Origin of the sequence: Sediminivirga luteola, from assembly GCF_014639315.1 — a bacterium.
Classification (GTDB): Bacteria; Actinomycetota; Actinomycetes; order Actinomycetales; family Brevibacteriaceae; genus Sediminivirga; species Sediminivirga luteola.
On sequence record NZ_BMFY01000032.1, the window covers coordinates 1 to 5,590 of the forward strand.

Consider the following 5,590-nt stretch of genomic DNA (forward strand, 5'->3'; position numbering starts at 1 on the left):
TGCACTCATCACCCGCATCGAGACCGCCACAGCGACTAGGTGCGCTGGTAGAAATGAACGACATCAGTATGCAGCACCCATCCGCCCACGCCAGGCTCCGCGCAGCAGGCATTGAAGCTAGAGGTATCGACATGATTGGGCAAACATCACTTCGAGATCTAATTTCGTCCGCCCGGACAGACGGGTGGGCTACGACGTCAGCATCCCTTGACCAGATTCAGAGACAGGCACACTTCCTGAGTCTGACAACTGTTGCGAGCCGAGGCGGTTCCGAAGCAGTTGATGTTCTTCGCCCAATCGATAGCAGCGAAGCACCTAAGCGCTCGCTGTCAGCCACGTATGGAGCCGGAGCGCAACCCTTACACACGGACGGCGCACACCTCGAATGTCCTCCTGACATTGTCATCCTCACCTCGGAGCATCCAAACCCCGTGCCAACACTGGTTTGGAGACCAGGCGCCTCATGGAGTGCGGAATTGCGTGAGGATATGTCAGAAGGCGTGTTTAAAGTCGATGACGGCAAGAGAGCGTTTCTCGCTCACGCTTATACATACGGGCGATATCGCTTCGATCCCGGGTGCATGACACCACAGGACTCACGTGCCCGACGAGCGGCGCTCCACTTCGACTCCGCCCGCGAAGCGGCCGAGCAGTTCGAGTGGGACACTCCAAACAAGGTTCTCGTCATCAACAACCGCCGAGTCCTTCACGCCCGGTCTGACGCTAAAGACCACCCGGATCGAGAGTTGAAACGTCTCGCGTTTCTCATAAAGAGCGAGGCGCGCCCATGATCACGCCCTACGACCATAATGCGCTTTGGCTAAAAGCGAAGCTGTTTCTACACAAGGCGATGGAGGACGAGGAAGTTCGCCCCTTTGATGAGCGCGCACTTTGGGCGGCGCTGGCTCTAGAGCTACTTGCAAAGTCGGCGCTAGCACGACAATCGCCGCTCCTCATTGCCACTCCAGACACCGATGGAACCAACGTCTTAATTGCACTCGGCCTCATTGGCGGCACCGCTAGATTTGAATCGGTGCCGGCGAAGGCAGTTTTCTCTCGCTGCGAGAAAGCATTCAAGCCGTTCAACAAGCGAGAAGCTGAAAAGATTGCGTGGGCTAGGAACGAGTATCTCCACTCAGCTTCGGCAGAGTTCACTCGCATCCCCGAGTCTGCCTGGTGGCCCCGGTTCTGGGCACAAGCCGTAGTCCTTATATCCGCCTGCGACAAGGAGATCGAGGATCTTGTTGGATATTCACGCACCGACCTCGTTAGAGGGTACTTAGAACAGAACAAGAAGAACTTGGAACATCGAGCAGAAATGCTCATAGAGCGCGCACGCCAGCGGCGCGCCCAGTACGAGGCTGGGACCTTGCAGCAGCGAGTGGCGAACGAGTGGCAGCCGGGCCGCGTGTTAACGGCCGGATTGGGCCACTCGGAGCCTGTTGACTGCCCCGCTTGCGGTGCCATGGGATACCTCGAAGGAGAAGATGTATCCGGCGTAGACACTGAGTATCAGCAAATCGCCGAGGATGACTACGATGTCATCGTTACTTTGACGGTCGATGCGAGCTACTTTAGCTGTGAACATTGCGGCCTCGTCCTCGACGATTACTCACTCCTGGAACCCGCTGGGCTTGAAGACACCTTCTATACTCCGGGCGATGCCAGCGACGTTGCCGGCTACGAGGGAGAGTACGGCAACGACTAAGAAGTAAGCTCATCACCGCGCGCTATGAATCACCTGATATCTGGCAATTCGCACCGTTGCTGAGATTCTCAAGCATCTGGTCGACCTCGCCAGGCTCGAGGCTGCGGAGGTTGACGAGGTCTTCGGAAAGGCTGTTGCAGCCACCCGGGGGTGGGCCGTCGATGTCCATGCTGGTCTCGACGGCGTCGACGAGTTCGCGGAGGTGGGCGTAGATGCGGGCTTCGGTCTCGCGGTGGTGGTGCCAGGCGTGGATGAGGCCGGCGATTGTGTTCAAGGTGGTCGGAGGCAAAGGCGTGGGCGTGGTCATGGGTTTGTCTCCTCTTCGAGCCAGCGAGCGATGCCTTCGGGGGCGATCCTGATCAGGTCGGCGATGACGCTCAAAGAGGCCGGCGTCTTGCTCGTCTCTGCCACGGAGAACATCGACGAGACGCCCTCGGGAATGCTCCTGCACGGGATCATGTCCACCATCGCAGAGTTCTACTCCCGCAATCTCGCTACCGAGGTCATCAAGGGCATGACGCAGAAGGTCGCCTCTGGCGGGACACCCTCGCGTGCTCCGGTGGGCTATCTCAACACCCGGAGCCGGGACGACCTTGGACGTGAAATCCGGACCGTGGAGATCGACCCCGTCCGCGGGCCACTCGTGCAGTGGGCCTTCCAGGCCTACGCCTCAGGGAACTGGACGCTCTCCCAGCTCCATGACGAACTCACCGACCGGGGCCTGACCACCTTGCCGACCCCGAAACGGCCAGCGAAGCCCATCTCGCAATCCTCCATTCACCGCATGCTCGGCAACCCCTACTACAAGGGGGACGTCATCTGGCGTGGCACCCGCTACGAAGGCAAGCACCCGCGCCTGGTCGAACCCGAGGTCTGGTACCAGGTCCAGAACATCCTCACCGCCCACAACACCGCCGGAGACCGTACCCAGGCCCACGACCACTACCTCAAAAGCACCGTCTACTGCGGTCAGTGCGGCTCCCGCCTGGTGATCACCAACGCCAAGAACGCCCAAGGAGCGATCTACCCCTACTTTGTCTGCGCCGGGCGAGCCCGCAAGCGCACCGACTGCACCCGCTCGGCAATCCTGGTCACCACCGTCGAACGCCTCATCCTGGACTTCTACCAGCGCATCGAGATCCCTGCCGATCTGCGTGAAGACCTCCACGGGATGCTCACCCAGGACTTCGACGACCTCCTGGCCCGGACCGAGGCCGAGCTCGAGGAACTCGCCTCGCGTAAGAGGGAGCTGGAAGAGCAGCAGGCCAAGCTACTCCGTGCCCACCTGGCCGAAGCGGTGCCCCTTGACCTGCTCAAGCGCGAACAGGACCGGCTCCAAGTCGAACTGACAGCAGTGAACTCCCGTCTTGAGGACCACCACAGCGACTACGCCGACGCCCGGGCTCACCTCGAAGACTCACTCGGTCTCCTCGGCGAGGTCTCCACGGTCTACACCCGCGGAGACGACCAGGTCCGACGCCTGTGCAACCAGGCCTTCTTCACCAAGCTCTACATCGACGAAGACGGCGAGGTCCAAGCAGACATCGCCCGCCCCTACAACATGCTCCTCGACCCGGCCGTTCACACCCAGGCCCGCCAGTGGGGCAACGACCCCGACTCCTACGTCGGGCCAGCGCAGACCAGCGACGCTAAGAACTCTCGTGCCACAAGTTCGAACTTGACACATTGGGTGGGCCTGATGGAGCCCTGTGGGAATCGACGACGACGCATTGAGAAGCTCGTTTTCGCTTGGAATCAGGCCATTCTCGGGGGTATTGAGCCTGCCTGCGAACAGGGTGAGCCCCTCATTCGGGACTCTACAGAGGCAACGAGACGACCTCGAACACCGCTGACTGAGGCAGAAGTGGACGCTATGCGAACAGCCCGCGCGAACGGCGTCAGCGTACCCGCGCGCGAGGCACTAAGGGATTCATCGCGCGGCGGTGTGGGCGAAGACTCGCCGGCTGTGACCGCGGCGGCCGCGAGGCACGCAGCGAGCGTCGCGGGCAGCGTCGTTGTGACGCGGACATAGGTGGCCAGCTCGTTATAGTCGAGACAGTGGTCAATGAACGCCACGACTCGCACCGGGCTTCGGGAGGCACGACGGGTCTACGCCGAAGCTATGCGAGAACATGATGACGAGGCGAGCCGCAAGGTAGAAATGGCGCTGACTGATATGCAAGTACAGGGCTGAGATGGTACGTCCCGAGTTGCACACGTTTAGTTACCCGTAGATGTCGAGCTTCTTGAGGATGTCGGCGGTGTCGGCCGGGATCTGCGGTTGAGCGGTGAGCGCTTGGTCGCCGATGCTGATGGTAACCTCGCGCAGCGGCTTGAGCGCCTGGACGAGCTTTCTGAGGCTGACGCCTGATTGCTCTTGGAGGTAACGGGCGACAGCGAGGGCGGTGAACACGATCGTCAAGTGGGCCTCGATCGCGTCGCGGGTGCGGTGGAAGATCGGCCGGGCTGCCAGGTCGTTTTTGGACATCCGGAACGACTGCTCGACCCGCCACAGATCGTGATACGAACTCACGACCTCACCAGCAGACATGATGTCCGCGGGGATATTGGTGACGTATCCTTTCCAGCCGACCAGGCGCATTGCGCGGTCGTAGCCGGTCTCGTCGAAGGCTTTCTTCGCGCCCTTGGTGGTGACGAAGCGGGCGTTCTTCGGCCGCGATTCGCCCTCGATGATCGCGATCGCCCGGTTGCGCTGCTGGTTCAGCGTCTGCTGATCGCGTAGGGCGCGTTTCCGCCGGTACTGCCACACCGCCCGCCACTGATCGGCGTCCTCGTCAGGGTGCCAGATCGGTTCGGCTCGTGTGACCGTTCGATACGGGTTCGGGGCGGTCTTGCGCATGGTGATGGTGTCGACGGTGGTGCCGTCTTCGTGATGGGTGCCGTGCCAGTGGAAGTGGTTGGCCAGGTCCTTGGGTGCTTTGGTCTGCCGGGAGCCGACGATGAACCGCAGCCCGGCCTCGTTCAGCTTGTCGAGGTTCAGCGCTGACAGCATGCCGGCGTCGGCGACGACGACCATGTCGGCGACGTTATGGCGCTGCTGGAAGGCTTTGATCACCGGGACGATGGTGTGGGTTTCGGCCTTGTCGCCCTCGAAGGCGTGGATCTCTAACGGGAATCCGGCCCGATCGACCAGCACTCCGACCACGATCTGCGGATCGACGCGACGTTCCTTGGAATAGCCGACTCTCCGATAAGAGTCTTCCTTCTCGGCCTCGAAGTACAAAGTAGTGACGTCGTAGAGCAACAGGCTCAGTCCGCTGGTATTGACGCTGTGGGTGAAGCAAGCCTTCGCGATCTGATCGCGATAGTCATCGCGTCCGCAGCGTTTGAGCGCCTTCGTGAAGGTGTTCCGATGGGCTGGATTGATACCGAGCTCATCGATCACGCGGATGCTGTCAGCTTTCGAGGTCGGTTCGACCAGCCGGGCGAGCACGAGCTGGAAGAACGCTTCATCGGCCACCACGTCGAAGCCCAGCCGGTCGTAGGCGGCGCGGATGACGTCGACGAGCAGCTGCGACCGCTGCGCCTGCACCAGCGCCCGTCCCGGATCCGGCTCGTGATCAATTCCCAGATCCAGTGTTTCCTGGTCAGGGTTGAGCTCGTCGTAGCCGGTGCGCATGAGAGCTGCGAGTTCGGCGTCGGTATGTGCGGAGCCGAGATGCTTGACGATGCGGTACTTCCCGCCGGATTTGTCCACGATCTGCACCGCTGTCGCTCCCGAAGCGGTGCGGACTTTGCGTAAGAACGGGGACACCTCCCCATTCTATCGACCGGTTTAGTGGCTCTTCGGACTTCTGGTGGGGAGCGGGACTCGCGGCGTAGCTGAGGGTGGGTAGGGGTCGAGGTCCTCGATGATCGGTA

At 61.3% G+C, this 5,590-nt stretch carries 5 protein-coding genes; 3 read left to right on the top strand and 2 right to left on the bottom strand.

Features of this window, described 5'->3' with window-relative positions; translation table 11 throughout:
* Nucleotides 1–787 precede the first annotated feature (787 nt).
* Nucleotides 788–1,708 carry a hypothetical protein gene (locus tag IEW13_RS17100; RefSeq protein ID WP_188552117.1) on the top strand — a complete coding sequence of 307 codons (921 nt, stop codon included), beginning with the start codon at nucleotides 788–790 and terminating at the stop codon, nucleotides 1,706–1,708.
* Between the two features lie 22 nt (nucleotides 1,709–1,730).
* Here the strand turns inward: IEW13_RS17100 and IEW13_RS17105 are convergent, their stop codons facing one another.
* Nucleotides 1,731–2,015 (bottom strand): hypothetical protein, encoded by a 285-nt coding sequence (locus tag IEW13_RS17105; protein WP_188552118.1) that lies wholly within the window; start codon nucleotides 2,013–2,015, stop codon nucleotides 1,731–1,733.
* Between the two features lie 30 nt (nucleotides 2,016–2,045).
* Here IEW13_RS17105 and IEW13_RS17110 point away from each other — a divergent pair, with 30 nt between their 5' ends.
* Complete coding sequence (locus tag IEW13_RS17110; RefSeq protein WP_188552119.1) at nucleotides 2,046–3,740, top strand: recombinase family protein; 1,695 nt, start codon at nucleotides 2,046–2,048, stop codon at nucleotides 3,738–3,740.
* A 33-nt stretch (nucleotides 3,741–3,773) separates the two neighbouring features.
* A complete protein-coding gene (locus tag IEW13_RS17710) occupies nucleotides 3,774–3,902 on the top strand; it encodes a hypothetical protein (protein ID WP_268235224.1) in 129 nt (42 codons plus the stop codon).
* A 30-nt stretch (nucleotides 3,903–3,932) separates the two neighbouring features.
* Here the strand turns inward: IEW13_RS17710 and IEW13_RS17115 are convergent, their stop codons facing one another.
* Nucleotides 3,933–5,483: an IS1634 family transposase gene (locus tag IEW13_RS17115; protein ID WP_188552120.1), complete on the bottom strand. Its 1,551-nt coding sequence runs from the start codon at nucleotides 5,481–5,483 to the stop codon at nucleotides 3,933–3,935.
* Nucleotides 5,484–5,590 lie beyond the last annotated feature (107 nt).

Bases quoted from the DNA above. Each gene is read 5' to 3' on its own strand.
- IEW13_RS17100 (WP_188552117.1), top strand. From the start codon at position 788: ATGATCACGCCCTACGACCATAATGCGCTTTGGCTAAAAGCGAAGCTG.
- IEW13_RS17105 (WP_188552118.1), bottom strand. From the start codon at position 2,015: ATGACCACGCCCACGCCTTTGCCTCCGACCACCTTGAACACAATCGCC.
- IEW13_RS17110 (WP_188552119.1), top strand. From the start codon at position 2,046: ATGCCTTCGGGGGCGATCCTGATCAGGTCGGCGATGACGCTCAAAGAG.
- IEW13_RS17710 (WP_268235224.1), top strand. From the start codon at position 3,774: ATGAACGCCACGACTCGCACCGGGCTTCGGGAGGCACGACGGGTCTAC.